Here is a 2,065-nt window from a genome sequence, read left to right on the forward strand (position 1 = left end):
CTTGAATACCTTGAGTACCTTGGACACCTTGAGATCCTTGAGCACCTTGAGAACCTTGAACACCTTGAGCACCTTGAGAACCTTGAACACCTTGAGCGCCTTGAGGTCCTTGAATACCTTGAGCGCCTTGAGAACCTTGAACTCCTTGAGCGCCTTGAACACCTTGAGAACCTTGAGCGCCTTGAACTCCTTGAGAACCTTGAACACCTTGAGTGCCTTGAGCACCTTGAGCGCCTTGAGGTCCTTGAGGTCCTTGAATACCTTGAGAACCTTGAGCACCTTGAACTCCTTGAGAACCTTGAACACCTTGAGCGCCTTGAACTCCTTGAACACCTTGAACTCCTTGAGCACCTTGAGGTCCTTGAATACCTTGAGTACCTTGGACACCTTGAGAACCTTGAGCACCTTGAGCACCTTGGACACCTTGAGAACCTTGAGCACCTTGAGAACCTTGAACACCTTGAGCGCCTTGAGGTCCTTGAATACCTTGAGCGCCTTGAGAACCTTGAACTCCTTGAGCGCCTTGAACTCCTTGAACTCCTTGAGAACCTTGAGCACCTTGAGAACCTTGAGCACCTTGAGAACCTTGAGCACCTTGAGTGCCTTGAGCACCTTGAACACCTTGAGAACCTTGGCGTCCTTGTGATCCTTGAGAACCTTGAGCGCCTTGAGGTCCTTGAGCACCTTGAGCGCCTTGAACTCCTTGACGCCCTTGAGCACCTTGAGAACCTTGTGCGCCTTGACGTCCTTGTGGTCCTTGAGCACCTTGAACTCCTTGAGCGCCTTGAGGTCCTTGAATACCTTGAGATCCTTGAGCGCCTTGAGCACCTTGAGCACCTTGAGATCCTTGGCGTCCTTGAGATCCTTGACGTCCTTGAGCACCTTGGCGTCCTTGAGAACCTTGACGCCCTTGAGCACCTTGAACTCCTTGAGCGCCTTGAACACCTTGACGCCCTTGAGCACCTTGAGAACCTTGAGCACCTTGAGCGCCTTGAACACCTTGAGTGCCTTGAGCACCTTGAACACCTTGAGCTCCTTGGCGTCCTTGTGATCCTTGAGAACCTTGAGCGCCTTGAGGTCCTTGAGCACCTTGACGCCCTTGAGCACCTTGAGAACCTTGTGCGCCTTGACGTCCTTGTGGTCCTTGAGCACCTTGAGCACCTTGGCGTCCTTGAGCACCTTGGCGTCCTTGAGCACCTTGACGTCCTTGAGCACCTTGACGCCCTTGAGCACCTTGAACTCCTTGAGCGCCTTGAACACCTTGACGCCCTTGAGCACCTTGTGCACCTTGAACACCTTGAGCGCCTTGACGTCCTTGAGCACCTTGGCGTCCTTGAGCACCTTGAGCGCCTTGAACGCCTTGACGCCCTTGAGCACCTTGTGCACCTTGAACTCCTTGAACGCCTTGACGCCCTTGAGCACCTTGAGCACCTTGGCGTCCTTGAGCACCTTGAGCGCCTTGACGTCCTTGAGCACCTTGACGTCCTCTTCGGCCTGGATGACAGTTGCAACAATTACAGCAGTTTTTTTTGTCCATTGGTTCCAATAATCCCAATAGGCACATAGGACTATGCTGGTTGTCACATTCTACATCATCATATTCATCAGAAAAACAATTTTTTCTTTTATCATCTATTTTATCATCAAAATAACTATTGTGTCCCACAATAAATCGTAACCTCCTTTAAAACCCATACCATGGTATTACATGCCATGTTATTACATACTATGGATGGGTGTCATAATATGTTACAAATTGCTCATAATCATATTCATAGAAGATTGATGAAACTTTCCATTTCATTAATTATGAAATGGAAAGTTTATCATTCAATGTGAATTCAATAACTATATCTTATAAATGTCAACCTAGAAATGTAACTTTTCGATCATTTAAGAATGTAGTTTTTTTAATCTTCTTCTTGCTTAAAATGATCCTTCAGTCTATACGATTTTCCGTTAATTGTAACAACATGAGCATGATGTAAAACTCTATCTAAGATAGCATTAGCGATAACAGCGTCATAAAAAATATCATCCCAAGAATTAAAATTTATGTTGGTAG

2 protein-coding genes are annotated in these 2,065 nt (G+C 47.1%); both read right to left on the reverse strand.

Annotated features, from left to right (window positions below; genetic code table 11):
* On the reverse strand, positions 1-1,666 hold a 1,666-nt coding region (locus tag CLPUN_RS06215), incomplete at its 3' end, for a collagen-like domain-containing protein (protein ID WP_077846457.1).
* A gap of 244 nt (positions 1,667-1,910) precedes the next feature.
* The gene (locus CLPUN_RS06220; protein WP_278281595.1) at positions 1,911-2,057 is read right to left on the reverse strand and encodes an ATP-binding protein; all 147 of its coding nucleotides are present in this window, start codon (positions 2,055-2,057) and stop codon (positions 1,911-1,913) included.
* Between the last annotated feature and the right edge of the window lie 8 nt (positions 2,058-2,065).

Source organism: Clostridium puniceum (assembly GCF_002006345.1).
Lineage (GTDB): Bacteria > Bacillota > Clostridia > Clostridiales > Clostridiaceae > Clostridium > Clostridium puniceum.